This is a genomic window from Bacillus cereus group sp. N6, assembly GCF_016483705.1.
Taxonomy (GTDB): domain Bacteria; phylum Bacillota; class Bacilli; order Bacillales; family Bacillaceae_G; genus Bacillus_A; species Bacillus_A wiedmannii.
The window spans coordinates 1-212 of sequence record NZ_JAEHBI010000384.1 but is presented as its reverse complement, the minus strand read 5'-3'; the positions used below and the strand labels follow the sequence as shown (position 1 = coordinate 212).

Sequence of the window (212 nt, the reverse complement as noted above, 5' to 3'; positions counted from 1 at the left end):
TTTATGAAAAGGTTAGTGAAAGCTTTTGGAGAACCAACGGTTCTCACAACAGACAAGGCTCCTGCCTTACTTTGTGCATTCAAAAAACTGAAACATAATGGTTTTTATGTGCATACGAAACATTGCACCGTTAAGCATCTAAATAACCTCATCGAACAAGATCATAGACATATCAAACGACGTTTTGTTAAATCCGCAGGATTTCAAAATCT

At 36.3% G+C, this 212-nt stretch carries 1 protein-coding gene; it reads left to right on the top strand.

Going from position 1 to position 212, the window contains the following annotated elements:
* Positions 1–212: DDE-type integrase/transposase/recombinase (locus JDS99_RS31675; RefSeq protein WP_199696560.1), on the top strand; the 212-nt coding region annotated here is incomplete at both ends.